The sequence below is a fragment of the Bifidobacterium sp. H6bp9 genome (assembly GCF_032193695.1).
In the GTDB taxonomy this organism is placed as follows: domain Bacteria; phylum Actinomycetota; class Actinomycetes; order Actinomycetales; family Bifidobacteriaceae; genus Bombiscardovia; species Bombiscardovia kimbladii.
Genome location: NZ_JASTZY010000006.1, coordinates 77,700 through 102,594, shown reverse-complemented (window position 1 = coordinate 102,594; position 24,895 = coordinate 77,700). Strand labels below are relative to the sequence as shown.

Below are 24,895 nucleotides of genomic sequence, written 5' to 3'. Positions count from 1 at the left end.
TGGCTCTAAAATGGAGCGAGCACGGCCCGGCAGACGGCTGGGCAACATCCTGGGAAGGTGTGGACCATGACAGCAGTTCCTGACATTCTATTGTCTGACGGCAATCGCATTCCGCAGGTGGGTCTGGGCGTGCTCAGGATCGACGATGATCAAACCGCTGGAGTAGTTCGCTCTGCCTTGGAACTGGGTTACCGCCACATCGATACAGCAGCGGGCTATCTCAACGAAGGCGGCGTGGGCCGTGGTCTTAAGGCCTTCGGCTGCCAGAGCGGACCTGAGCGTGCCAACCTATGGCTGACCACCAAGCTGCGTGACTCCGAACAGGGCTATGACAGCGCTCTGCGCGCTTTCGACCGCCAGCTGGCTCTGCTGGGCACCGACTATGTCGATATGTATATGATCCATTGGCCCACGCCGTTTGATTGGCGGGCCGACCAGGTTTGGCGTGCATTCCATCGGCTGCGCGATGAGGGGCGGGTGCGAACCCTGGGGGTCTGCAACTTCCTGCCCGAGCATCTGGAACGGCTGCACCGGGAGACGGGGGAGTACCCTGCCGTGGATCAGATCGAGCTGCACCCCAGCTGGCAGCAGCGCACGGTAACGGCCTTCTGCAAGGAGCATGGCATCGCCGTCCAGGCATACTCGCCATTGGCGCGTGGCGCAGACCTGACAGCCGGGGGCGGAAGGCTGGAGCAAATCGCCCAGGCCCACGGGGTCACGCCGGCCCAGGTGGTGCTGCGCTGGCACATCGAGAACGGGACCATCATCATCCCCAAGTCCGTCCACCGGGAAAGGCAGGCGGAGAACCTGGACCTGTTCGGCTTCAGCCTGACCCCTGAGGAGCATGCCGCCATCGATGCCATGGACTCCCCGGTGCGTGCAGGACACGACCCGATGACCTACGCCTACGCCTGACCGCTATGATGGATGATTCATGCAAGCAGTCGACATAGGAGGTATCGGCGGTAGATGAGCGGCCCGAGACGCAGAAGATATCGGTATCGAGGCCGCAGCCGGTATGGTTCTGTCTGGCGCACTCCCGCACCGGCCCGCTTCCGTCGCGAATCGCTCACGGAACGGGTGCTGATTCTTCTGGTGGTGGCTGTGGTCCTAGGCATCACCATCGGCCTGATATTGCCAAGGGTCAACAGTGGAGTCGGACGGCTGACCGGCCGATATACGGCAACCGGCGATGCGGCCCAGACCCTGCAGGGTCTGACAGTGGACGATCATTCCCGCCCTGGCCGCCAGTACCGGCGTGAGTCCTTCGGCTTCAAGGAGACCGATGAGGACGGCAACGGCTGCAATGTGCGCGAGGATGTGTTGACCCGCGACCTGACTGACCTGCGTACCACTACTCCCGGCGGGTGCAAAGTGGCCAGGGGTCGTCTGCAGGATCCCTATACCGGGCGAACCATCGAATTCGTCAGAGGGCCGAAAACCAGCTCGGCCGTGCAGATCGACCATGTGGTCGCTCTGGAGAATGCCTGGCGGTCAGGAGCCAGCAAGTGGGACACGGCCCGCCGCTATCGGTTTGGCAACGACCCCTACAATCTTCTCGCCGTGGACGGCCCGGCCAACCAGGCCAAGGGGAGCGCCTCGGCCGACTACTGGCTGCCCGAAAACAAGGATTATCAGTGCTCCTATGTGGCCCGTCAGATTGCAGTCAAGGACAAATACTCCCTGAGTGTCACCAGCTCGGAAAAACAGGCCATGCTGGCCGTTCTGCACACCTGCCCGGGCCAGCCTCTCCCGCAGGATCGCTGATCGTCGGTTTTTGGAGGATAGGCAGAATTGAATGCTAGGTAAGTGCTTATTCGCATAGGAGCTCTATAGTCCGACTCTCTGCACTGAGTTGGATCGTTTAGGTTGTGTTAGTATTATTACTGTTTGATACACAGTTGTATCAACTGCATAGATTTCGATTTGATCAGTGTCTATGACCGCAACTATCAGCAACAGAGAGGTTGACTATGAATGAGAATATTGGCTCGGATATACCCGGAACCGGAAACCGTATTCGGGATCATACGCTGGCAAGGCACAGATTGGCCGTTCTTCTTATCGCTCTAGCGATGATTTTGGGCTTGTCCTTTGGAGCGCCAAAGGCGGTTGCTGCTCAAGGAGCAGGGCAAAAGTCCGATTCTGCAGGCGGAAGTGGGCTGATCGTCAATGACCGTTTTTGGGATGACGCTGACGGTCATCCAATGTATATGCAGGGCGGAGGGATTTTCGATTTCCCGGATCCTGCGACGGGGAAGGTCTCTCATTTTTGGTACGGTGTTCACTTTTCCCAGGCCGAAGCTTATCGCCAGGACCCAACACATGCGCTCACTGGCAATGATTTCATCTCTGTGGATGTCTACAAATCCGCGAATCTGACCGATTGGCAGTATCAAGGCGTGGCGTTGGACAGGGCGCAGGCTGATGCATTCGCCAGTGACTTTGGCGGTCGTCGTGCGGGTTGGGTGTGCAGAATGGGAGTTGCTTATGTCCCTGAGTTGTACACCTATGCCATGCTTATCCAGCATGAAATGCCTACGGATGCAACGGGTCGCAATTTCGACAAAAAGGTGATGATCGCTACAGCCGATTCGCCTGCTGGACCGTTCAAAGCCCAGAGGCGTATTGACATGCGAGATTACGGGCTGGGCACCAGCAATACCGGTGACCAGAGTGTCTTCCAGGATGAGGACGGCACAGGTTATCTGATTTATTCCTATGGCCGTGGCCGTGGCAGTGTCTGGGCGGCCAGAATAGGGGCCAAGGGGGGTAAGGTGGATTTGCTTGAACCTACCAAGCTCTACCAGGGCTTCGGGCGTGAAGGCAATGCGCTCTTCAAGCATGCTGGCCGGTATTATCTGGCTGGTTCCGATCTATTCGGGTGGGATGCATCCCGAATTCATTTTCAGGTAGCAGATCATCTGTTTGGTCCCTATCAGCCCGTCAATCAGACGGTGATCATGGATGGCAGCCGAGCGGATTTCGGCCACATCACTCAGACCGGTTTTTACTACACCTTGCACGGCAGCCGAGCAGAGACCGTCATTCACTGCGGCGATCGATGGGCTGACTTTGCGGGTAATGGGCTTGGATACAACCAGTGGAATCCGCTCAGTTTTGATGATTCCGGCACGCCTCGCTTCAATTCCATGAGTCGGTGGAAGCTGGATGCCGATACCGGCCTTTGGTCGGTTGACGATGCCAATGACTATGTGCTCAACGGTTCCTTCGAAGCGGACAGGGTTTCGGTGGGTGAACAGGGGTATCGGGACAAGGACGGCAACGTGATTGCCGATATCGCCGGATGGCGGCGGGTCAATCCAGATGCCGTGAACAATGTAGCCGATGCTTATGGGCGAGTGGGCGACTATGATCTGCGATTCGCCCCTGGACGATCCCGGAGCGCCTCCATTGTCCAGGATTTGGATGAACCAGGTCATGTTCCCCTGCACGCCGGCCGTTTCCTTTTGAAACTCTCCTATGCGAACCCCAAAGGCATGGATCAGGCCAGGATAGCGATTAAATCCGGCGGGAAGACCTCGGAGATTAACCTGGCTGCCTCTACCGGCACAGACTGGAAGCAAGCCTCCTTGCTGGTCGAACTGCCCGGCGGGCATACCAAAATCACTATTGAAGCCTCCGGCAGTTTGGGCCAGACCCTGCATGTGGATGACGTGTCCCTGACAGGTGTGCCTGAAAAGGGGGATGAGACCAATGACGTGGTCGATCACGACGGAAATGGTACGCCGGCAGGCACTGGAGGTTCCGCGTCCGGTTCTGTGAATTCAGACCAATCCCTACCCGTCCGTCCTGCAGCTGGCGGCGGCGGTCTATCCTCCACTTTGGCTGCAACGGGCATCGCTATCGGCCGCACTCCAATTTTCGTAGCGAGCTGCCTGTTGGCGGGCATTCTGTTCATGGTCGTGGCCGTCTACGGTCGGCGGCGTCTCATTGAGCGGAATTGACAATCCAAGGCTATGGATTATACTGAGAAACACGTTGGTACACAGTTGTACCAACGATTGGAAGGAGCAGGGCGTCAAAACCTTATCAAGGACGTGGTTTTTACAAACATCGAAAGGTTCATCATGAATTCTGCAAGGAAAATCCTGACCATGGGCGTCACCATGGTCGCCTTGGCCTCGTTCGCTGCCTGTGGAAGCAGCGGGTCTGGATCAACATCGAAGCCAGCGGACACCAGCAAGGCCTCTGGGCGCATAGTCTTTTGGGGCTGGGGCAATGGTATCAAGGAGACCATTGCTGCTTTTGAAAAGGCCAACCCCGGCATCACTGTGAAGTACAACAACACGGGCACTGCCGGTGACACCCAAGTGGCCTTGTCCAACGCAGTCGCTGCAGGCAAGGGCATCCCCGATGTCACCATGCTGGAGGATCCTACCGTCCAGCAGTTCGCGATTGAAGACAACCTGGAAAACCTGTCGGATTATGGGGCCGACAAGTTTGCTGACGACTTCGCCCCAGGGCCCTGGAACAAGGTCCAGTACGATGGCAAGCCCTACGCTCTGCCTATTGATGCCGGTCCCGAGGTTTTCTTCTACAACAAGGCGGTCTTCGACAAGGCTGGTATTCCCGATCCCCCAAAGACCTGGGATGAGTACTATCAGGATGCCAAGAAGATCCGAGCTGTGGGTTCTTACATCACCAACAACGCCGGCGACAAAAACGCCTATCAGCCATTCACCGCACAGGCTTGGCAGGCTGGGGCCCACCCATGGAAGGTCGATGGTGACAAGATCACCATCAACATGACCAAGGATGCCGGCATGAAGCGGTATATCGACTTTCAGCAGAAGCTGATCGACGAAGACCTGCTCGATACCAAGACCGCCAACTGGTCCGATGACTGGAACAGGGCGCTTAACGATGGGTCGGTGGCCTCGCTGACCATCGGTGCCTGGATGCCCACCAATTTGGAGTCCGGTGCACCCGACCAGAAGGGCAACTGGAGGGTCGCGCCTCTGCCTCAGTGGAAAGAGGGAGACAGCGTGTCCGCAGAGGACGGCGGTTCGGCTCTTGTTGTGCCCAAGAAAGCCAAAAACAAGGCGGCCGCCTGGAAGTTCGCAGAATACCTGACGCACGGCAAGGGAGCTCAGGTCATGGCCGACCAGGGCAGCTTCCCCTCGCTGAAACGCATCCTGAGCTCGACTGAATTCACCAGCAAGAAGAACGAGTACTTCGGAGGTCAGGAAGTCAACAAGGTTCTGACCGAGGCAGCCAACCTCAAGGTCTCCAAGTTCCAGTATCTGCCCTACAACCCCTTCGCCCAGTCGACCTATGGAGATTCCATCGGCAAGGCCTACATGAAGCAGACCACACTGGAGAAGGCTTTTGAGGACTATCAGCAGAAGCTGGTGGATCACGGCAACCAGCAGGGGTATCAGGTCAATAAGTGAGTGATTATGGAGGCGGCTGACCATGGCCGTCTCCGGGCAGCGACAGGAAAGAAGGAGAGGCATCATGAGTGAAGTCGAAGGTTCGACTGTGCGGGTTCCGGCCCCCGCGCGGGCTCAAGGCCCTGGCGGAACCGGTGGGAGTCGCACTGGGGAGCGGCCTCACAGGCCCGACTGGCGTGGATGGAAGTTCATGGGGCCCTTTGTCCTGGTCTTCGTATTCGTTTTCGTCCTGCCGGTGCTCTATGCCATCTACCTGAGTCTGTATGAGAAGCGCATGATCGGAGGGAACGTCTTTGTGGGTCTGGCCAATTACGCCAGGCTGATCAAGGACGGGCAGTTCTGGTCATCAGTTGGCCGTGTGGCGCTCTTCACTGTGGTTCAGGTGCCCATCATGCTCCTTCTGGCGGCATTGATGGCGCTGGCCCTGGACTCGCTCAAGCTGCACGGCACGCGCTTCTTTAGAATCACCACCTTCTTGCCCTATGCGGTGCCTGCTGTGGTGGCGGCTCTGATGTGGGGGTTCATCTACGGCACCAAGTACGGAATGGTGGGTTCCTTGAATCAATGGCTGGGCACGCATATCGATGTTCTGCAGCCCAGCGTGCTTCTGGCCGCCATCGGCAACATCAATACCTGGGAGTTCACGGGCTACAACATGCTGATTTTCTATTCCTCGCTGTCGACTGTGCCGCACTCGCTCTATGAGGCAGCGGCCATCGACGGGGCCTCGGAGTGGCAGATCGTGCGCAGCATCAAGGTTCCTGAACTCAAGAGCTCCCTGGTCATCACGGTCATCTTCAGCATCATCGGCAGTTTCCAGCTCTTCAATGAGCCCTCGGTGTTGCAGACCATGGTTCCAGGCAATGCGATCACCACCTATTACACCCCCAATATGTATGCCTACAACCTGAGCTTCATGGGCGGTCAGAGCAATTACGCGGCGGCCTTGGCCATCGTCATGGCCATCATTACCATGGTCGCTGCCTACGCCGTCCAGCTCAGGGGAATGAAGGAGCAGATGCAATGAGCACGGTTGATTCGAGGACTGTCGACGGGGCCAAGGCTGAGCGTATGCGTGCTCGACGCGTCGCACGTGATGAGCGCGCGGAACGTCGAAGGGCAGCTCGAACGGGATTCTCCAATCCGGACAATCCGCGGCGCAGCTGGCTGTTGACCCTGGTTGCGGGAATCTTCGCGCTCTATTGCCTGTTTCCCCTGATCTGGCTGGTCATCAATGCCACAAAGACCCAGTCGGACTTCATTGGCACCTTCGGCTTGGCCTTTGGGCACAAGTTCGCCCTCTGGGACAACCTGCGTGAAGTGTTCACCTATGAGGGCGGGATCTTCGGGCGTTGGCTGCTCAACACCCTGCTTTACGTGGTTGTGGGAGCCGGTGGCGCCACCTTGCTGGCTGTGCTGGGTGGATATGCCCTGGCCAAGTTCCGTTTTCCTGGCCGTCGCCTGGTCTTTGCTGTAGTCATCGGAGCCATCAGCGTGCCGGGTATTGCTCTGGCTGTGCCTCAGTTCCTCCTCTTTGCCAAGATCGGACTGACCGATACGCCTTGGGCCATGATCATTCCCAGTCTGATCTCGCCCTTTGGGCTATACCTGATGTGGATCTTTTCCGACCAGGCGGTGCCTACTGAGCTGCTGGAGGCTGCCCGAGTCGACGGGGCCGGGGAGTTCCGTACTTTCTGGCAGGTCAGTCTGCCTCTGCTGGCCCCTGGCATCGTAACCACGGCGCTTTTCACTATTGTGGCCACTTGGAACAATTACTTCCTGCCCTTGATCATGCTCAAGGATTCCAATTGGTATCCGCTGACAATCGGGCTCAACAATTGGAAGGATCAGGCATCGACAGCTGGTGCCCATGCCATTCAGAACCTGGTGGTGACGGGCAGCCTGGTCACCATCATTCCCATCATCGTCGCCTTCCTGCTGCTGCAGAAATACTGGCAATCCGGCTTGGCTGCTGGTGCTGTCAAGGAATAGCAGAAACACGCAGACGGGATTAGGCATGAGCAAAACGGACCATCATGACCGTCGGCAGCCCCAACCATATAGACCTTACCGATGGCCGAAGGAGCCCAACGGTCATTCGGGAGGAATCTGGTTCGGCGGGGATTACAACCCGGACCAATGGCCAGAGCAGGTATGGACCGAAGATGTTGCGCTGATGAAACGGGCCGGCGTCACCATGGTGACACTGGGCATTTTCTCGTGGGCACGTCTGGAGCCCAGTGACGGAGTCTGGGATTTCGGATGGCTGGATCGGGTGGTGACCTTGCTAGGAGAAGCCGGTATCGCCGTAGACATGGCTTCAGCTACGGCCACGGCCCCATACTGGCTTTACCAGGCACATCCTGAGGTGCTGCCCGTGGAGGCGGATGGAACCCTGGTCCATCCGGGGGCTCGACAATCCTGGAGGCCCACCTCGCCTGTTTTTCGACGCTATGCCCTTCGCCTTTGCAGGGTCATGGGAGAGCACTTCCGCGACAATCCGACTGTGGTTGCCTGGCATGTAGGCAATGAATATGGATGGAACAACGCTGCTGACTACTCGCAGGATGCTTTGAAGGCCTTCCAAGGCTGGTGCCGCCGGCGCTATGGCAGCATCGAGGAGCTGAACCGGGCCTGGGGCAACGATTTCTGGTCCCAGCGTCTGCAGAACTTCGATCAGGTTCCCCTGCCTGAACATGCTGGCGTGCGTGATGCCTTCATCAATCCGGCGCTGCGTCTGGATTTCCGTAGATTCTGCTCAGATGCGCTGATGGATTTTTTCTGTGCAGAACGTGATCAGCTGCAGGAGCTCACCCCTGATAAACCGCTGACTACCAACTTCATGGTCTCGACAGACCAATGCGTCCTTGATTATGAGCGTTGGTCCCGCCAGGTCGATTTCGTGGCAAACGACCACTATTTCGCCCATGGACCTGGACACCTGGATGAGCTGCTCTGCTCGGATTCACTGGTGGATGCCTATGCCCAAGGTCATCCTTGGTGCCTGATGGAGCATTCCACATCAGCCGTCAACTGGCGCAATTTCAACGCCTCCAAGCGTCAAGGCGAACTGATCCGGGACGCTCTGGCCCACGTAGCTATGGGGGCGGATGCGATCAACTTCTTCCAATGGCGGCAGTCCGCCTTCGGTGCGGAGGCCTTCCACTCGGCCATGATCCCCCACGCAGGGCCGGATTCGGCGATTTATGCACAGGTTGCCGATTTGGGAGGCATTTTGCGCGGACTTTCCCGGAGCGGACTGGCCGGGACTCAATTGGAACCCTCGTCCATTGCCCTGCTTTTTGATGCCGACTGCCAGTGGTCTATGGCTGATTCGACTCTGCCCGATTGTTCTGTAGATCATTGGCAGCAGGTTTATACCTGGTATCAGGCTCTGCTTGATGCCGGATACAGGGCGGACGTAATGCCACTGAGAGGGCAATGGGCGCGCTATGACGTGGTGGTGTTGCCGGCTCTGATTCTGCTGGATCAGGAGCAAGCCGGCCGTCTGCACGATTATGTGAGCAGGGGTGGCCGGCTGGTGGTGGACTTCGCCAGTGGCATTATGGACGACCATATGCATGTTGGCTTGGGCGGATATCCTGCGGTTTTGCGTGATTTGACAGGTATCGCTTCCCAGGAGATGATCGCCTTGGGCACGAGTGACCAAGGCGGTGGATCCATCCTGGTATCAGAGGGCATTGAGGGCAATATATGGGTCAACGAGCCCTTGAGCATAGAGGATTCGGTAAGGGTGCTGGCTCGTTACCAAGGACGTCGTTCCTTTGATCTCGACATGGCTGGGAAGCCTGCGGTGACCATCCATGGTTACGGTCAGGGCAGCGTTCTCTATCTGGGGACGGGCTTCACCAAAGAATCGCTGGTCTCGGTGATCAATCGGATTGTTCCTCCTGATTTCCTCACTGGCGCAGCAGGGGCAGGGTTGCACAACGGACGTGACGGCGACCCGCGGTTGGTGCACCTGATCAGATCCGGGCCACAGGGCCGTTATCATTTCTATTTCAACCGGGGGTCGACAGTTGTCAGAGATGTGTCCACCATGGGTGAGGCTTTAGTGGTTCAACGAGCAGCCCGGTGCAGTGGGGGTGGTTTATCCGGCAATCGGTACACTATAGGAGTGCATGGTGTGGTGGTCACCCGTCAGTAGATGTGATCGCCATAGTGCCTTGGAGGTTGTCGCATTCTAGGGGGTGTCTATGGCTACGGATGAAGGTCGTCCAGGTAAACGGATCACCCTGCGCGAGGTAGCCAGCAAGGCGGGTGTCTCGCTGAAGACCGCATCCAACGTGATCAACGGCAATGGCCGTATGTCCAATGCGACCCGTGCGCGAGTGCAGCAGGTGATCGACGAATCGGGATACAAGGTCAATGCTGCGGCCCGTAATTTGCATCGGAACAAAACCGGTATCATTACGCTGGCTGTGCCTTCGCTGACACCTCCCTATCTGGCCGAATTGGCTAATAGGGTCATCGACAGCGCTCGCCTGCGGGACTATGCAGTGTATGTCAGCACATATGCCGAGGGGTCTGCCAAGGGAGCGCATGAGATTCTGGCCTCCTTTAACAGCACTATCAGCGACGGCATAATCCTGTCCATGTCGGAGCTTGAGCGGTTCGCCGTGGAGGATCTGGATGTGCGCTACCCCCTGGTTTGCGTAGGCGCGCGGACTACCCATGGGGTGGCGGATCATGTCATGGTCGATGATGCCGAGGCAGCTCGGATGGCCGCAGAGTATCTATTTGATCGGTCGGTGCGTTCACTGGCGGTCATCGGTCTGCATGCGCCGCTTGACCAGAATCAATTGGAGGCTGCAATCGAAGGTAATGCCGAGTTAAGGATGAAAGGCGTGCTTAAGGCGGTTCACGCAAGAGGACTGCAACTGGATGACCGGCTTCTGGGTGTAACCGGTTATGACTGGACCTTGGGCAGCGGGTACCTGACCATGCAACGGATATTAGAGGCGGGCGTGCCCTTCGATGGGGTGGTCGCTCTCAATGATCAGCTGGCTATCGGTGCATTGTCAGCACTGACTGCTTACGGCAGAGCCGTACCTGACCAGGTCCAGATCATCGGGTTTGACAACATCGAGGAGTCAGCTTATCTGCAGACTCCGCTTACTACCATGGATTCCTGTTTGGGGTGGATCTCACGAACCTGCGTCGACCGCGTCCTGGGACGTATCGGAGGCAGAGCTACGGCACCCCAGGATCTTGTTGTCGGATCGCAAGTCATAGCCCGCAAAACCACCAGGTGATCAGTCCTGGGTTTTGGAGTCGGCGGTGGAGGCGGTGACGGCAGGAGCGTCGGTGTGGATGATGTGCATGTGGCGCAGAAGCATACGGGTCATCTGGCGTCCGGAGCCGGCGCCGTTTCCGCGAACGCCGAAGTAGACCAGCAGGACCATGCCCAGGCAGATCAGTGCCGAGATGCGCAGGGCCCACTGCACGCCGAAGATGTTGGCTGCGATCTGGGTGGAGTGACCGCCGCCCAGGGCGTTGTGGCGCAGGGTGGTGATGGTCTCCATGAGGATGACCAGGATGGGTGCGCCGACAGCGCCGGCGATCTGCCGGGCTGTGTTGGTGACGGCCGAACCGGCTGAAACGTCCTTGGGAGCCAGGTTGTTCAGGGACCAGGTGGTCAAGGGCATCAGGGTGAAGCCCATGCCGATCTGGCGGATGAACTGGCATATGGAGACCAGGCCGATCCAGGTATTGGCGCCGATCAGGCTCATGGCGATGGTGCCCAGCAGCAGGACCGAGCAGCCCGTCATAGCCACGGGACGTGCGCCCCAGCGGTCCAGCAGCCGGCCGCCGAAGAACTGGGCGATGGCGGTGCCGATAGCTCCTGGAAGCATGACCAGACCGCTCATGGTGGCCGAGAAGCCGCGGTCAGTCTGGATGTACATGGGCAGGATGACGGTGACCGAGCTGAAGGCGAAGAAGGACATGGAGGCGATGATGGTGCCCACAGTGAAGTTCTTGATCCGCAGCACATGCAGGTCCAGCAGGGGCTTGTCGTGGTGGAGCTGGCGCAGAACGAACCAGACGATCCCGATCAGGCCGACCAGCATGAAGGGCCAGGTCATGAAGGAGGTGATGGGGAAGTTCTCGATGTTGGTGAAGCCGAACATGAGGCCGCCGAATCCGAAGATGGACAGGGCCACTGAGAAGAAGTCCGCCTTGACGCTGGTGTCGCGCTGGCCGAAGTTGCGCAGGCCGAAGATGGACAGGAGCAGCGCCACGGCCCCGCAGATGCTCAGCGTCAGGAAGATGGAGCGCCAGCCGTTGGCATCGGTCTGCCATCCGCCCAGGGTGGGGCCGATGGCCGGGGCCACGCTCATGGCCAGGCCCACGGTGCCCATGGCCATGCCGCGCTTGGACAGAGGATATATGGAGAAGACGGTGATCTGCAGGACGGGCCACATGGTTCCCGTGCCTATGGCCTCAAGGATGCGGCCCAGCAGAACCAGGGCGAAGGTCTGCGACTGCCAGCTCAGCAGGGACCCCAGGGTGAAGACGGCCATGGAGGTGATGACGATCTGCCTGGTGGAGAAGCGTTTGGTCAGAAAACCGGTCAATGGCACCATGACGCCCATGACCAGCTGGAATACCGAGGTCAGCCACTGGCCGGTGGTCAGGGTGATGTGGAACTCGTCCACAATGGTGGGCAGGGCGGAGGCCAGCTGCAGCTGGGTGAAGTTGCCCAGGAAGGTGATGACGGTCAGGATGGCCAGCGACAGGAAGGCCTCATGGGTGAGCTTTCCGTTGACGAAGGCTCCATCCTTGCTGAGGGTCCGCCCTTGCTTGGCGAGCTCCTGCTTCCTCATGCAACCACCACTTCCTTTGGGTTCGGTTTTCACTGCGCATACCGCTCCCTGCGGTGCCGTCCTAGAAAGCAAATCAGGGCATACCGATACCGGTGACACTAAGAAAAGAACAAGAGAGCTAAGCGTCTGACAATGACCTTATAATATACCCAGTTGTGGATTGTGATGGGGTTTTTCCACATGGCTGACGCGGATGTGGCGACCTTGTCCGGCAGTCAGCGTTTCCAGTATGCTGTGTGAGGCGAGCTTCGGTAATGTGAATACGTGAGGATCCAACACGGACTGATGAGGACGGACGTTTGAAATGCAACGGCGGTCAAGGTAGGTAGCATGCACGTACATGGTCGTGGTCGTGGTAGATTCCCGGCCCTCCTCATGTCCCTGGCAATGATGATTCCCCTGGCGGCCTGCGGTGACAATGTCCCTGCCGCAAGCAGCGGAACAGGCAATACTGCAGATCAAGCACTCTTCCAGGGCGAATTCGCCGGCTCTGGCGCATCCTCACAGCAGAGCGCCGACGAGGCCTGGATAGCCGGTTTCCGCAAGCAGCATCCTGGGGCGCGCATCTCCTATGATCCGGCAGGTTCAGGTGCTGGAGTCACGGCTTTCCTGTCAGGCTCGACCATCTGGGCCGGTTCCGATGCACCGCTGACAACAGAGCAGCTTGAGCGCTCGCGTCAGGTCTGCGGTTCCGGCACGGCCATTGACCTGCCCGTTTACGCCACCCCGATCGCCGTGGCCTACAATCTTCCTGACCTGTGGCCCAAGGGCTCAGGCGGCCATCTGCGGATGGACCCGGCTCTGATCGCCATGATCTTCTCCGGAAAGGTCACCAATTGGCGGGATCCACGCATCGCCGCCCTCAATCCGCGAGCCAATCTGCCTGACTTGGACATCACCGTGATCCATCGTTCGGACAAGTCCGGCACTACGAAAAGCTTCCTGTCCTATCTGCACGACACAGCCGGGTCTGCCTGGCCTTATCCAGCGGGCGAGAATTGGCCCAACGACCTGGGGCAGGGCGCCAAGGGCACTGCCGGAGTGGTCATGACCATGAACCAGGCAGAGGGCACCTTCGGCTATGCGGACGCAGCCCAGACCACCGGGCTGGGCACTGTGGCCGTCCAGGTGGGGAAGACCTGGCAGCCGCCTACAGCAAAGACCACAGCCAACCTGCTTGATCTGGCCCAGCGGGATCCCCAGGCCAGCCAGCCCGGACGGGTGGTCCTGGCTGTGGACCATCGCACCAGCCGGGAGCATACCTATCCCATCGTCCTGGTCTCTTACGATGTGGTCTGCACCGCCTACCGACATGATCCGGACGGATCCAAGGCTCGGTTCGCCAAGGCCTGGCTGACCTATCTGCTGAGCGAGCAGGGTCAGCGCATGGCCGCGGCCAATGCGGGCAGCGCCGAGCTGGGGCAGGGGCTGCGCAGTCAGGCCATGGCCTCGGTGGAGACCATCGGAGGGAAGGCATGAGCGAGAAACCGGAGGAGACCGCAACCCTGCACCAGGCCAGACGGGTGGACCGGATCTTCAAGGCCTGCGCCACAGGGGCGGGAATTCTGATCCTGCTGGCCCTGGCTGCGGTCACCCTCTTTCTGATCCTGCGGGCCTTTCCGGCCTTCACCGGGGACCCGGATTCCCGCACCCAGGCCATCCTCTCCCTGAGCGGGGGACGGGCGAGCAGTTTCCTGGGCTATGTGGGGCCCCTGGTTTTTGGCACCATTCTGATTGCCGGTCTGGCCCTGCTCTTGGCCTTCCCTGTCTCCCTGGGCATCGCCCTCTTCATCGGCTACTACGCTCCCGCCCGCCTGTCCACGTTGCTTAGCATGGTAATCGACCTGCTCGCCGCCGTGCCTTCGGTCATCTACGGGCTCTGGGGGGCTCTGGTTCTGGTTCCCAACATCACCGGCTTCTGGCGTTGGCTGTCCGTTCATTTGGGATGGATTCCGCTGTTTTCCGGCCCCGTTGCAGCCCCGGCCCGGTCCGTGGCCACCGTAGCCCTGGTGCTGGCGGTCATGATTCTGCCCATCATCACCTCGGTCACCCGCGACATCCTGATCCAGGCCCCTCGACTCCAGCAGGAGGCCGCCTTGGCTCTGGGCGCCACCAAGTGGGAGATGATCCGGCTCGCGGTCCTGCCCTTCGGTCGCTCGGGGATCATTTCTGCTTCCATGCTGGGGCTGGGCCGCGCCCTGGGCGAGACCATGGCGGTGCTGATGATCCTCTCGCCGGGCCTCAGCTACTCCCTTCGGCTGCTGCAGGCTTCGAAAAGCCAGACCATCGCCGCCAACATAGCCGCCCAGTTCCCGGAGGCGGACTCCCAGGGCGTGGCCCTCCTGGTGGCCACCGGTCTGGTCCTCTTCATCATCACCTTCATCGTCAACTATCTGGCGCGCAGGATCACAGCAAAGGCGGGTGCATGATGGCAAGCCGAACTGATCGCGGTCCAGTTATCGATTTTGACCGCTTCAGGCCAACCAGGTCCTCCATCCGGGCGCGCAAGCGCAAGGACCGGCTGATGACCGTCCTGATCGGGCTCTCCTTCCTGGTGGCCCTGATTCCGCTGGTTTCGGTGCTCTGGGTCAGCCTGTCCAAGGGGGTGCGACGGCTGACACCGGACTTTCTTACCCACAACATGAGCGGTGTGGTAGGGGGCAACCCCACGCCGACCGGAGGCTATGGCGGCATCCTGCACGCGGTAATCGGGACCCTGGAGATCACCTTTGGATCCATGGTCATATCCATTCCAGTGGGCGTCATGTGCGCGGTCTACCTGGTCGAGTACGCCCACGGAGGTCGCCTGGCCAAGGCCATCAGTCTCATGGTGGACGTGATGAGCGGAATCCCCTCCATCGTGGCCGGCCTCTTTGCCTTCTCCATGTTCGCCATGGTGGTCGGACCAGGTACCGTCAACGGACTTGCCGGCTCGGTGGCCCTCTCGCTGCTTATGCTGCCCACGGTGGTCAAGACCTCTGAGGATATGCTGGCTGTGGTGCCCAACGACCTGCGCGAGGCCGCTTATGCCCTGGGGGTGACCAAGCAGCGTACCATCACCAGCATTGTTCTGCGCACGGCCCTGCCCGGCATCGTCTCGGGCACCATCCTGGCTGTGGCACGGGTCATCGGTGAGACGGCGCCCTTGCTGATAGCTTCGGGCTTCATCGCCACCACCAACCCCAACCTCTTCTCCGGGAGGATGACCACCCTGCCGGTCTTCGTCTACAACGAGTATTCCCAGGGGCTGGCCGTCTGCGGGCCAGGTGCCGACCCGGGATGCCTGACCGACATCCACATGCAGCGGGCTTGGGCTGCGGCCCTGGTGCTGATCCTTATCGTCCTGCTGCTCAACCTGCTGGGGCGGCTGGTCTCGCGCATCTTTGCTGTTGGGCGGACCCGTTGAGCGCCGCCATGAGAGAAACGGAGGCCGGAATATGGGCCAACGCATAGACATCAGCCATCTGAACGTCTACTACGGCGACTTCCTGGCCGTTGAGGACGTGAACATGCGCATCCAGGCCAACAAGGTCACCGCCTTCATCGGTCCCTCCGGCTGTGGCAAGTCCACGGTTCTGCGCACCCTGGACCGCATGCACGAGATCACTCCGGGGGCGCATGTGAGCGGGCAGGTGCTGCTGGAGGGTCGCGACCTCTATGGACCGGATGTGGACCCGGTCGAGGTGCGGCGGGATGTGGGTATGGTCTTCCAGAGGGCCAACCCCTTCCCGACCATGTCCATCCGGGAGAACGTTCTGGCTGGTATCCGGCTCAACAAGAAGCACATCGCCAAGTCGGACGCCGACGACCTGGTGGAGTGGGCCCTGCGTGGGGCCAACCTTTGGAATGAGGTCAAGGATCGTCTGGACAAGCCGGGCATCGGGCTCTCGGGCGGTCAGCAGCAGCGGCTCTGCATCGCCCGTGCCGTGGCCGTGCACCCCCAGGTCCTGCTCATGGACGAACCCTGCTCGGCCCTGGACCCCATCTCCACCCTGGCTGTGGAGGATCTGATCAACGAGCTCAAGCGGGACTACACCATCGTCATCGTCACCCATAACATGCAGCAGGCCGCCAGGGTCTCGGACTATACAGCCTTCTTCAATCTCAAGGCCGTGGGTCAGCCCGGCCATCTGGTGGAGATGGACGACACCACCACCATCTTCTCCAACCCGCACGAGCCGGACACCGAGCGCTACATCTCCGGTCGCTTCGGCTGAGACAGAACCGGTCTGCGCCTCCGCCCGTCAGGTATCATGGTTCCGGCATCCACGGAAGGAGCGAGGGCATGGGAGTACTGCTGGAACCGGCCACCCTCTTGGGCATCATCCTGGTGGGCTACCTGTTCAAGCGTTTTGGGCTCTTTCGCCCGCTGGACTACCGGGTGCTGCAGACCGTGGTGTTCGACCTGGTCCTGCCCGGGGCCATCATCTACTCCTTCGCTACCAACCCTCACGATCCCAGCCTGCTTCTGGTCTCGGCCTTCGCCTTCGTGGCCGCGCTGATTCCGCCCTTGGCCATCTTCCTGACCAGCAGGCATCGGCCTACGGCTCAGCGGGCTTTTCTTATGCTCAACGGATCGGGTTTCAACATCGGGTGCTTCTGCTTTCCTATGCTTCAGTCGCTGCTTGGCACAGCGGCTCTGGTGCCCGCCGCCATGTTCGACATCGGCAACTCGGTCATGGTCTCTGCAGGAACCAACGTCATGACCCAGGGGCTTCTGCATATTCGACCGGGCCAGTCCCTGGATCCCGATGCGGGGGAGCCGGTCAAGCTGGATGATCCGGATGCTCGCAAACTCCATCGCAAGGCCGCGGCCATCTCCATATTCAAAGGCTTCTTGAGCTCGCCCTCCTTCGACACTTACCTGGTTATGGTGGGCTTTACGCTGGCCGGAATCTCGCTGCCAGACTGGTCGGCCCAGATCACCCGCCCATTATCGGCGGCCAACGCCTTCTGCTCCATGCTTATGGTGGGCATGCTCATGGACTTGCCTGGCGGAGGGGATGATGTCAAGTCCGTATTGCAGATCCTGGCCTGGCGACTGCCCTTCGGCATCCTGTTCGCAACGGCCGCATGGTATCTGCTGCCCTTCGAACCCTTGATTCGTCAGGCGGTGGCCCTGTGCTGCCTGGCTCCGACGGCGGTTTTTGCCACCATGTTCACCGACAAGGTCTTGGGCAACGCCCGTCTGGCCGGATTCACCCTGGCCCTGACTGCGGTGATCGGCGCGGTCCTCATGGTTTTGGCGCATCTGCTGATGGGCGCCATCTAAAGATTCAGCCCTTCTTCTTGTCCTTCTTGTCGTCTGTGCCCTGGCCGCGGCGCTCCTGCTCCTGGCGCAGGGTGCGGCCCTCACGGGTGCGCTGCTTGTTGACCGTGGCTGCTGCAATCCGCTCGGCAGCACGTTCATCCTGTCCGCGATCGACTTCGCTGTCGTGTACATGCTGATACTGCTTCTGATCGTCCGGATCCCAATGATTGTTCCTGGCCATATACCCCTCCTTGAAAGCGCCGTGCCCTTTAACGCATCCCATGTGGGACGTCTTCAGGGCCGTGCCGGTATGCCGATTATAGGTGGGCGGACAGCTCTGCGGCGGTATTGGAACTCGGGCTATACGCCAAAATGCGTGCGTTTTTCATCCTCTAAGCCCTTATCGGGGTAGGGCTAGAAGCGTCCAGTAGATGCCTGCTCTCCTTAGAAAGCATGAAGACACCGGATTGCCTGGCCTGGGCTACCAGCACAGGTCGCACCCAGTGGCGGTGCTAGCGGTGCGGGGCCCCGATTCCCACGACTAACAATCTGCTCGAATCATGAACTAACGACTGCGCGCCTTGCCCAGGAACCACAATGGGCTGGGCTCGGAACACGAAATCAGAGCCATCTGCCAGCGGGGTCATCAACACGCCGCCGACCCCCAGAGAGATGTCCGGCCGGCCACCCACACTTGCAGTGACCAGAATTTCGAACGGTTGAACGACCTCGCTTGGCAACACAGCCAACAAGATCTGCACCAAGCCACCGCTATCGACTGGAACGAACTGCACACTCCATCAGATACCTCAGCAGCACCGACTAGCCTGCGAATATTTTGGCATATGACCCAAAAAATACGACGCCCCCACATCTCGCGATGTGAGGGCGAAGAACTTATTGCTCTTATATAGTATCATGGCCTTATGCAGACTGCAACTCACTCGATTATGGATCTGGCGATATCAGAGAAGCGCTTGGAACCCTATAAGAACGAGGCTCGGAAACACCCGGGAGTGGAAGCCGCGGACTTATACCGTTGGAATACCTTATTCTCCGGAGTGGCAGTCACGCAGATCTCCTTTGTCGAGATGAGTGTGCGCAATGCAATGGACAAGGAGCTGATGCTTTGGGCTCATGCTAACGGATTCGACGACTGGCTTGGGGAAACGCCGCCGTCCGAATGGTTCGAAGGTCATAAGACCGCTCCTTTGAGCCAGGTGCCGCCTCTTATTGAGGAACTACTGGGCGCAGGCCATATAAGGAAGCTGTGGGACTCATGCCGCAGGGTATACCGGATATGGGAAAAGAATCCTAATCACAAAAAGCATGGCCAATACCCGAACAGGAATGATGCATTCGCGCAATTGATGTTCGGAGGTTGGCAACGGTTACTCGGACCTACGGATTTCACAAGCAAAGACCCAACAGTCCTCAAGTGGGCGGCGGATGCACGACAGCTCTGGAAAGAGGCTTTGTATAAGGCCTTTCCGGAGATGACCCATAACAAGGTCAATGATCGACAACGGGTGAAACTCCTGCTTGATATCGATAGAATTCGCCGCCTGCGCAACAGGGTCTCCCATGGCGAGAACGTCCTAAGTATTCAAACGGACCAGTATCTGGATAAGATGCTCGCAGTCCTGTCGGCCATCGACCCCCACATTAGCGACTGGGTCATGGGCCAAACAGGCCGCACCTACCGGACAGTGGCCAAACTCAAATATTACCCGGGGCTGCTGCAGTCCTACCAGCAAAACGATCCACTCCCCTCTAGTAAGGAAATCGTGGCCTACAAGCTGACCTCCAGTGGTTCCTACAGCGGGGCAGAGGTCATTGAAGCCCAATTGGAGAACTCACAGAGTCATGGAGGACGCACCTTTATGACCGTCGGGAAACCACCGCTAGAAAAGAACAGGTCCCAGCTCAGGGAAATCCTCCTGGTTGATGCTGGAGGCAAGAAAGCGGCCGTAGGTGAAATCGTCGCCTACGGCTATGGGAACAACGCACAGCCGCCGAAAGGATACGAGCCTCCGGCATACGAGAAGCGGTATCAAAAGCGAAAGGCTTGGTTCGCTGTCAGGAATCTATATGAAGTCGACTGCCAAGGCGGACGGGTCATCGGTTACCAAACCAAAGACGGCCAGAAGGTGCCCGGCTGTTTTACAGGGCAGGTAACAATGAGATATGTCTGCCACGACTAAGAGTCCTAACACTCCTATTCCCAAATCAGACTAACCTCATAGCCTCATATGTTTTATGTATGACTTGATGGAACTACAAGAACGCTGCAGGCACTTTCCCAGAAGGCTCCATAAGTCATCACCCCTTATCTCAGATTTTCAGCCAACTCTAGGATTTCGGCCTTCCAGACCCAACACATCGAAGCCCCCATGCTTCCTCACCCACGGCAACCCCTATTAATTTCCAGTCTCAGATCATGCAAGCTGCTGGTAGTACGGAGATTCCGTTCAGAACGTGAAAGAATCCGTAGGCTTCACGACCACGGGATTCAACTGGAGCAAAGTGCTGTGAATTGTTGGGTCATACCTTGAAGCATGACGATAAAGCACACTCTGCTTAGGCGGTAGCCTTTCGCATATTGCACGATTAGTCCGGGCCATACTGGGTATGGCTTGTGGTCATATATTAAAGGAGTCTGTGAATCACAGATCAGGATACGAGTTAGAACTTCCTGGTTTCGTTGGAAGGATCCGAAGCCGATTTAGATCAAATCATGTACCCGGCAACACGGTCCTTCATCAGCAGCATCATTTCACGAGCCAAGCTGCAACAGTCTGGACAGGCATCGCACAAACTCTGTATTTCATGGAAACAAGGTTGCGCACCATTGAAAGCAGAGATGAAAGCTAGAACACTTCTGTCGGGGAAGCTTTTGACATCCCAATAGCTTCTGATTTCACTAGCACAACACCTAGGCACCGCCAGTGACTGGACCGAGTCCCACATATCAGTCAAATACTCTGAAATCGCAGACTAACGGGCACAAATCTTGGCGTATAACTCTAGAGCTCAATAGGGTGGGGGACTTGTAACAGAAAAAGCCGAGAGCTCGTGATATTCTTTCCTTGTCTCATCGCCAAATAAGACAATAAGGAATCGAATATGCATAAGCTATTTCGGCTTTCGGATAATAATACCACAGTCTCTACAGAAGTGGTAGCAGGCATCACCACCTTCTTCGCTATGGCCTACATCATCGTGGTGAATCCCTCGGTGCTTTCTACAGCGGGCATGCCTTGGGGCGCTGTCTTTCTCGCCACCCTGATCGCTGCCATCATCGGCACCCTGATCATGGGGCTGGTGGCCAACGTGCCCTACGGCGTGGCGCCAGGAGTCGGGTTGGATGCCTTCTTCACCTTCACCGTGGTCAAGGGGCTGGGCTTCACCTGGCAACAGACCATGTGCATGGTCTTCCTGTGCGGCCTGATCAACATCCTGGTCACGGCCACCAAGCTGCGCAAGATGATCATCCAGGCTATTCCGCCCCTGCTCCAGCACGCCATCGGCGGCGGCATCGGCGTCTTCATCGCCTATGTGGGTCTGCTCAATGTGGGCATCATCAAGTTCACCCCTGACAAGACCTCGGCGGCCGGCGCCAACCCTGGGCTGACCACCTTCAACACCCCTGGGGTCATTCTCTTCGTCATCGGCTTGCTGCTGACCGTCTTCCTGCTGATTTTCAAGTTCAAGGGTCACCTGGCTTTCATCAACAAGGGCGCCTTTGTCATCGCCATCATCGTGGTCACGCTCCTGGGCATTCCCATGGGGGTCACCAGCATGGCCAAGTCGGTCGATCTGGGTCAGGCCTGGTCACAGCTGCCGCAGACCTTCCTGGCCATTTTCAGTCAGGATGGATTCCCTGCACTCTTCTCCGACCCGGCCAAGCTGCCAGTGGTTCTGGTGACTATCTTCGCCTTCTCCCTGTCGGACACTTTCGACACCATCGGCACCTTTGTGGGCACCGGTCGGCGCTCAGGCATCTTCTCAGCCGAGGACGAGCAGGCTCTGGAAAACGGTCGAGGCTTCAGCTCCAAGATGGATAAGGCCCTGTTCGCCGATGCCACGGCGACCTCCATTGGCGCCCTCTTCGGCACCTCCAACACCACCACCTACGTGGAGTCCGCAGCGGGCATCGCAGCTGGTGGCCGGACCGGCCTGACCTCGGTGGTCATCGCCGCCTGCTTCGCGCTCAGCGCCGTCTTCGCTCCCTTGATCTCGGCTGTGCCTTCGGCGGCCACTGCGCCCGTCCTGGTCATTGTGGGCTGCATGATGATGAGCTCCTTCGCCGAGATTGAGTGGGGCGAGCTGTCTGAGGCCATTCCGGCCTTCTTCACGGCCATCTTCATGGGCTTTGCCTACTCCATCTCCTATGGTGTGGCCGCCGGCTTCATCACCTACTGCCTGACCATGGTCTGCAAGCGCAAGGGCAAGGAGGTTCACCCCATCATCTGGGCGGTCTCTGCCCTCTTCATCCTGGACTTTGTGCTTCAGGCTGTTCTCTAAGCCAGTTTTAGAATTACGAGCTCTCCACAAGCAGCATTCTTCAGAACCATTGTTCAGCAGTGCGGTTCGTCGTCATGCTGTTGTCAGGTTGACCTGACTGTTTGAGGGTGCGCAGAGAGCAAATCAGGCACAGAGACCGCAGCAGGGCCCCGACACCTTTTAGTGGCGGGGCCCTGCTCGTTCGTGCATGTCAGTGCTTGTGCCGAGCGGTTGCTTTTCCGCCTTGTGCGCTTTGTGCTTCAAGGCGTTGCCGGTTGGCGGCCAGGCCAGCGACTGCGGCCAGCAAGCCGGTTAGGATGGTCACTAGGATGCCTGCCTCTCCGGTCAGGGGAAGGATGCCATAGTGGATGAAACGGAAGGCATTGGTCTCATCGTTGGGTTGTGGAGCCCCATTGAGCGTCCAAGCGATGCTGACAGTCGTGTCGCCGGCCTGGTGGTTCGGCGTCAGCACAGTCCAGGCGCCGTCCTTCTGCCCCGTGGAGCTTAGGCTGGTTCCTGAGGTGCCTCCGAATTGTACTGCGGACGGGGTGCCGAGTCTGAAGGGGAAGAGCACGTTGACAGGAGAATAAGTTGTTTGTGTCGCGTTGTTTCCCAGCCTTCCTTGGCTGTTGTTTCCCCACCCCAATGTGCTGCCGTTGGAGGCGATGGCCAGGGTGTGGCCAGTGCCGGCGCTGACCTTGACGAAGTGGTCAATGCCTGATGGATTGCTCATCCTGGTTGGTTTGTTTAGGCTGCCTGTGCCTCCAGTCCCCAACATGCCTGTTGAGTTTTGACCCCAGCCCCAGATGCTTCCATTCTGGTCCAGAGCCAGCGAATTGCCGCTAACTCTGCTGCCTGTCAACTGCGTGAACATGCTGACGTTTGTAGGCATGGCTATCAGAGACGGAGCAGTCCTCGTGGTGGTGTCGCCCAGGCCGAGTTCTCCATTGCTGTTCCCGCCCCAGGACCATATGCGTCCTAGATCATCAAGAGCTGAGGAGCGGCCGCTGCCCGCAATGATCTGAACAAGCTTGAATCCGCCTGTCGGGTTGGTGTCCGGCTTGGCCTGGACGGGTGTGGAGGTGTAGCCATCAAGCGCTACGTCACTCGTATTGCCTAGATCACCGTTCTGGTTCGATCCCCAGCCCCAAGCACGGCCTTGGGTGTCAGTCGCCAGAGAATGCGAACCGCCCGCACTGACCTGTGCATAGCGGAATCCTGTTGCCTCGCCTTGCGGGGTTGCGACCTGAACGGGTCGGGTGGTGATCCCTGTCGTCGCCACAGTGCTAGCAGGAACGCCCAGTTTGCCGAACTCATTGGATCCCCAGCCCCAGGCTCTGCCCTGCCCGTCTACGGCTAGGACATGAGTGATTCCTGCGCTGATGCCAGTGAGACTGAAGCTTGTTGCCGTCATCCCGCTTGGGGCTTGCACGCGAATCGGGCTGGAGCTGTATGCAGATGAGCCATTGGTAGCAACGGCATTGTTGCCCAGCTGTCCGGTGCTGTTAAGCCCCCATGCCCAGACGTGGCCCTGGTCATCCAAGGCCAAAGAGAAGGCTTTTCCTGCACTGACCTGCGTGAATCGGTTCACGCCTGTCGGCTTGGGAATCTGAACCGGTGTCAGGCGGTCCGTTGTGGTCCCATCGCCAAGCTGTCCGTATTTATTGGCACCCCAAGAATAAACGTTTCCATCCGATCCGAGAGCCAATGAATGATCATCGCCGGCGCTGACCTGACTGAACCTAATGCCTCGCGCTGCAGGTGGAACCAGGGTCACCTTGGTCTGACCGCTGTCGGGACCCTGGTTGGGGGATATGGTCCATTGCCCGGCGCCGGCCGTCCAGTGGGCTGTCAGTTTCGTGGGACCCTTGACGGGGGAAGAAAAGTCGTAGGCTACATCGCCGTTGAACCAGCCGTCGAATAAAAAGCCCGGTCGGGTCGGGTCTTGATCCGGTCTGGAAGCCGTCTGGTCCTCGATGACTGACTGACTGGTGGGCTGGCTGCCGTCGGCCTTGTCGAAAGTGACGACATAAATGGGCGGGTCATAGGTGTAATCCAGGATCTCATCGGGTTGCGGACCATAGAGATTCCAGGTAATGGCCGCTTTTATTTGACCTTTCCTATGAGCTGGCGTCGCTACCTGCCAGTTTGTACCTGCTCTTTTGAGATCGCGGCCCAGTGTTCGGTCGAATTTGACCGCAGTAACATCTGGCGAAAGCGGGAAAGCAGCCAAGCTTGGTGTCAGCCTCATTGCCTGGCTATTATCCGTGCCTATAGGAACGTTTGGATCGCCTAGCTGTCCGCCGTTGTTCCATCCCCAGGTGTACAGGTTTCCATCTGATCCTAATGCAGATGATTCTCTCCATCCTGCATTGATCTGAGTCCAAGTGAATTTTTGGGCAGTTGAGGTAGTTGATTGATCGACAATGTGCGGTCTATTGATGTACGAACCATCGGTGTTTATATCTTGGATCCCTAGTTGGCCGTATTCGTTAAGTCCCCAGGAATAGAGATTGCCGTCCGAGCCAATGGCCAGGACGTGATCGTCTCTTACCATGACTCGCGCCCAGGTAAACCCTGACGATGCCCCGTCGGGCGGAGATATGAGAGTGGGTGTCTTTCTGTCTTCTGCATTGCTGCCATCTCCTAGCCGTCCGTACCCGTTCCATCCCCAAGCGTAAAGATCCCCATTCGTGCTGATTGCGAAACAAGATGTATCTCCTGCGCTGAACTGGGAAAAGGTAACGCCGGCGGGTTGGTGGACCGGAACAGGAGTAAATCGCTGAATCTCGGTTCCGTCACCCAAGCGGCCGCTGGTGTTTAAACCCCAGGCGTACAATTGCTTATCTGAGCCTAGGGCCAGAGAATGATAC

The 24,895-nt window shown here is 58.5% G+C and carries 18 protein-coding genes; 15 read left to right on the top strand and 3 right to left on the bottom strand.

Annotation, left to right across the window (positions count from 1 at the left end):
• The first annotated feature begins 66 nt into the window (after positions 1-66).
• The 8 genes from QRX40_RS07760 (at position 67) to QRX40_RS07725 (ending at position 10,693) form a co-directional block, all read left to right on the top strand.
• Positions 67-915 carry an aldo/keto reductase gene (locus QRX40_RS07760; RefSeq protein WP_313837479.1) on the top strand — a complete coding sequence of 283 codons (849 nt, stop codon included), beginning with the start codon at positions 67-69 and terminating at the stop codon, positions 913-915.
• 54 nt (positions 916-969) lie between these two features.
• The gene (locus tag QRX40_RS07755; RefSeq protein ID WP_313837478.1) at positions 970-1,767 is read left to right on the top strand and encodes an HNH endonuclease family protein; all 798 of its coding nucleotides are present in this window, start codon (positions 970-972) and stop codon (positions 1,765-1,767) included.
• Between the two features lie 206 nt (positions 1,768-1,973).
• Positions 1,974-3,968, top strand: a complete 1,995-nt coding sequence (locus QRX40_RS07750; RefSeq protein WP_313837477.1) for a family 43 glycosylhydrolase — start codon at positions 1,974-1,976, stop codon at positions 3,966-3,968.
• A gap of 123 nt (positions 3,969-4,091) precedes the next feature.
• Complete coding sequence (locus tag QRX40_RS07745; RefSeq protein ID WP_313837476.1) at positions 4,092-5,417, top strand: extracellular solute-binding protein; 1,326 nt, start codon at positions 4,092-4,094, stop codon at positions 5,415-5,417.
• A 64-nt stretch (positions 5,418-5,481) separates the two neighbouring features.
• Positions 5,482-6,444 carry a sugar ABC transporter permease gene (locus QRX40_RS07740; protein WP_313837475.1) on the top strand — a complete coding sequence of 321 codons (963 nt, stop codon included), beginning with the start codon at positions 5,482-5,484 and terminating at the stop codon, positions 6,442-6,444.
• Positions 6,441-7,409 carry a carbohydrate ABC transporter permease gene (locus tag QRX40_RS07735; RefSeq protein ID WP_045923981.1) on the top strand — a complete coding sequence of 323 codons (969 nt, stop codon included), beginning with the start codon at positions 6,441-6,443 and terminating at the stop codon, positions 7,407-7,409. The genes QRX40_RS07740 and QRX40_RS07735 overlap by 4 nt, the downstream gene beginning before the upstream one ends.
• Positions 7,410-7,434: 25 nt before the next feature.
• Entirely contained in the window at positions 7,435-9,585 is a 2,151-nt protein-coding gene (locus QRX40_RS07730) for a beta-galactosidase (protein ID WP_313837474.1), read from the top strand.
• A 49-nt stretch (positions 9,586-9,634) separates the two neighbouring features.
• On the top strand, positions 9,635-10,693 hold the full coding sequence (locus tag QRX40_RS07725; protein WP_045923982.1) for a LacI family DNA-binding transcriptional regulator: 1,059 nt from the start codon (positions 9,635-9,637) through the stop codon (positions 10,691-10,693).
• Here QRX40_RS07725 and QRX40_RS07720 read toward each other — a convergent pair whose 3' ends face one another.
• Positions 10,694-12,265 (bottom strand): MDR family MFS transporter, encoded by a 1,572-nt coding sequence (locus QRX40_RS07720; protein ID WP_313837473.1) that lies wholly within the window; start codon positions 12,263-12,265, stop codon positions 10,694-10,696.
• Between the two features lie 330 nt (positions 12,266-12,595).
• Here QRX40_RS07720 and QRX40_RS07715 point away from each other — a divergent pair, with 330 nt between their 5' ends.
• The 5 genes from QRX40_RS07715 (at position 12,596) to QRX40_RS07695 (ending at position 17,537) form a co-directional block, all read left to right on the top strand.
• Positions 12,596-13,744, top strand: a complete 1,149-nt coding sequence (locus tag QRX40_RS07715; protein ID WP_306221770.1) for a phosphate ABC transporter substrate-binding protein PstS — start codon at positions 12,596-12,598, stop codon at positions 13,742-13,744.
• Positions 13,741-14,694 carry a phosphate ABC transporter permease subunit PstC gene (gene pstC, locus QRX40_RS07710; RefSeq protein WP_313837471.1) on the top strand — a complete coding sequence of 318 codons (954 nt, stop codon included), beginning with the start codon at positions 13,741-13,743 and terminating at the stop codon, positions 14,692-14,694. The genes QRX40_RS07715 and pstC overlap by 4 nt, the downstream gene beginning before the upstream one ends.
• On the top strand, positions 14,691-15,671 hold the full coding sequence (pstA, locus tag QRX40_RS07705) for a phosphate ABC transporter permease PstA (RefSeq protein ID WP_313837469.1): 981 nt from the start codon (positions 14,691-14,693) through the stop codon (positions 15,669-15,671). The genes pstC and pstA overlap by 4 nt, the downstream gene beginning before the upstream one ends.
• A 31-nt stretch (positions 15,672-15,702) precedes the next feature.
• Complete coding sequence (pstB, locus tag QRX40_RS07700; RefSeq protein ID WP_045923987.1) at positions 15,703-16,482, top strand: phosphate ABC transporter ATP-binding protein PstB; 780 nt, start codon at positions 15,703-15,705, stop codon at positions 16,480-16,482.
• Between the two features lie 68 nt (positions 16,483-16,550).
• Complete coding sequence (locus QRX40_RS07695; RefSeq protein WP_313837467.1) at positions 16,551-17,537, top strand: AEC family transporter; 987 nt, start codon at positions 16,551-16,553, stop codon at positions 17,535-17,537.
• Between the two features lie 4 nt (positions 17,538-17,541).
• On the opposite strand, the gene QRX40_RS07690 is transcribed toward QRX40_RS07695, so the two are convergent.
• Positions 17,542-17,757: a hypothetical protein gene (locus QRX40_RS07690; protein WP_045923989.1), complete on the bottom strand. Its 216-nt coding sequence runs from the start codon at positions 17,755-17,757 to the stop codon at positions 17,542-17,544.
• Positions 17,758-18,442: 685 nt separating this feature from the next.
• On the opposite strand from QRX40_RS07690, the gene QRX40_RS07685 reads away from it, so the two are divergent.
• A complete protein-coding gene (locus QRX40_RS07685) occupies positions 18,443-19,720 on the top strand; it encodes a hypothetical protein (RefSeq protein ID WP_144085368.1) in 1,278 nt (425 codons plus the stop codon).
• A 922-nt stretch (positions 19,721-20,642) separates the two neighbouring features.
• Positions 20,643-22,043 (top strand): NCS2 family permease, encoded by a 1,401-nt coding sequence (locus tag QRX40_RS07680; protein ID WP_024627443.1) that lies wholly within the window; start codon positions 20,643-20,645, stop codon positions 22,041-22,043.
• Positions 22,044-22,233: 190 nt separating this feature from the next.
• Here QRX40_RS07680 and QRX40_RS07675 read toward each other — a convergent pair whose 3' ends face one another.
• A complete protein-coding gene (locus QRX40_RS07675; RefSeq protein ID WP_396184542.1) occupies positions 22,234-24,885 on the bottom strand; it encodes an InlB B-repeat-containing protein in 2,652 nt (883 codons plus the stop codon).
• Positions 24,886-24,895 lie beyond the last annotated feature (10 nt).

What these genes read in the sequence shown, in the direction of transcription:
- QRX40_RS07760 (WP_313837479.1), top strand. Translation starts at nt 67, where the DNA reads ATGACAGCAGTTCCTGACATTCTATTGTCTGACGGCAATCGCATTCCG.
- QRX40_RS07755 (WP_313837478.1), top strand. Translation starts at nt 970, where the DNA reads ATGAGCGGCCCGAGACGCAGAAGATATCGGTATCGAGGCCGCAGCCGG.
- QRX40_RS07750 (WP_313837477.1), top strand. Translation starts at nt 1,974, where the DNA reads ATGAATGAGAATATTGGCTCGGATATACCCGGAACCGGAAACCGTATT.
- QRX40_RS07745 (WP_313837476.1), top strand. Translation starts at nt 4,092, where the DNA reads ATGAATTCTGCAAGGAAAATCCTGACCATGGGCGTCACCATGGTCGCC.
- QRX40_RS07740 (WP_313837475.1), top strand. Translation starts at nt 5,482, where the DNA reads ATGAGTGAAGTCGAAGGTTCGACTGTGCGGGTTCCGGCCCCCGCGCGG.
- QRX40_RS07735 (WP_045923981.1), top strand. Translation starts at nt 6,441, where the DNA reads ATGAGCACGGTTGATTCGAGGACTGTCGACGGGGCCAAGGCTGAGCGT.
- QRX40_RS07730 (WP_313837474.1), top strand. Translation starts at nt 7,435, where the DNA reads ATGAGCAAAACGGACCATCATGACCGTCGGCAGCCCCAACCATATAGA.
- QRX40_RS07725 (WP_045923982.1), top strand. Translation starts at nt 9,635, where the DNA reads ATGGCTACGGATGAAGGTCGTCCAGGTAAACGGATCACCCTGCGCGAG.
- QRX40_RS07720 (WP_313837473.1), bottom strand. Translation starts at nt 12,265, where the DNA reads ATGAGGAAGCAGGAGCTCGCCAAGCAAGGGCGGACCCTCAGCAAGGAT.
- QRX40_RS07715 (WP_306221770.1), top strand. Translation starts at nt 12,596, where the DNA reads ATGCACGTACATGGTCGTGGTCGTGGTAGATTCCCGGCCCTCCTCATG.
- pstC (WP_313837471.1), top strand. Translation starts at nt 13,741, where the DNA reads ATGAGCGAGAAACCGGAGGAGACCGCAACCCTGCACCAGGCCAGACGG.
- pstA (WP_313837469.1), top strand. Translation starts at nt 14,691, where the DNA reads ATGATGGCAAGCCGAACTGATCGCGGTCCAGTTATCGATTTTGACCGC.
- pstB (WP_045923987.1), top strand. Translation starts at nt 15,703, where the DNA reads ATGGGCCAACGCATAGACATCAGCCATCTGAACGTCTACTACGGCGAC.
- QRX40_RS07695 (WP_313837467.1), top strand. Translation starts at nt 16,551, where the DNA reads ATGGGAGTACTGCTGGAACCGGCCACCCTCTTGGGCATCATCCTGGTG.
- QRX40_RS07690 (WP_045923989.1), bottom strand. Translation starts at nt 17,757, where the DNA reads ATGGCCAGGAACAATCATTGGGATCCGGACGATCAGAAGCAGTATCAG.
- QRX40_RS07685 (WP_144085368.1), top strand. Translation starts at nt 18,443, where the DNA reads ATGCAGACTGCAACTCACTCGATTATGGATCTGGCGATATCAGAGAAG.
- QRX40_RS07680 (WP_024627443.1), top strand. Translation starts at nt 20,643, where the DNA reads ATGCATAAGCTATTTCGGCTTTCGGATAATAATACCACAGTCTCTACA.